Genomic DNA, 656 nt, shown 5'->3' with positions numbered 1-656 from the left:
ATAGGCGATTACAAACTTGATTTCACAAAAGCCTTTATTCCCGAAAAAGATACTCCTATTCGAATCTCCGGTATCATTGGAGATGTTAAAATCATTATGCCAGAGAACGTTGACTTCCGGATCGAAGCCAGGGTTAAGATGGGAGACATTCGAGTTCTTCACGAAAAAACAGATGGGATTAATCGCACGATGAGTTATGAAACGCCTGATTACCAAACAGCTAGTCAAAAGGTTACATTATCTGTTGATTTAAAAGTAGGCGATATTCGTCTGGATCGGGTGTAGGTGATGTTATGTTAAAACGACTAAACAGTATTCGTTATACGTTTGTACGTTCTCATTTATATGGGTTATTTTTGACCGTACTGATTGGGATGTCTGTTCTTTTAGGGATATATGTGCTGAGGGAACCAGAATGGCTTACTTCTCAAGCGATTTTTTTCTTTATTGCTTTGTTTTCCATTACCGCTTGTCTTGTGTCAGTCTTTATAGGATTTCAATCGAGTAGATTTATGAGAGAGAAAATGTATGCCCTCTCTATGATGGTACGTGCACTTAAACAGGGCAGTTATGAGGCTTCTGTACACATGCCTACTAACGATGAATTTGGTGATATGGGCGGAGAGCTGAATGAGTTGGCTCAAAAGTTGCAAAAT

At 39.0% G+C, this 656-nt stretch carries 2 protein-coding genes; both read left to right on the top strand.

Annotation, left to right across the window (positions count from 1 at the left end; genetic code table 11):
• Positions 1-285, top strand: a 285-nt coding sequence (gene liaF, locus ACGTN6_RS20775) for a cell wall-active antibiotics response protein LiaF (protein ID WP_394594981.1), incomplete at its 5' end; no start/stop codon positions are given.
• Between the two features lie 8 nt (positions 286-293).
• A partial coding sequence (locus ACGTN6_RS20770) for a hypothetical protein (RefSeq protein ID WP_394594980.1) occupies positions 294-656 on the top strand: 363 nt, incomplete at its 3' end.

This window comes from Halomonas sp. B23F22_20, assembly GCF_043496985.1.
GTDB lineage: Bacteria > Pseudomonadota > Gammaproteobacteria > Pseudomonadales > Halomonadaceae > Halomonas.
This window is presented reverse-complemented; position numbering and strand designations above follow the sequence as displayed.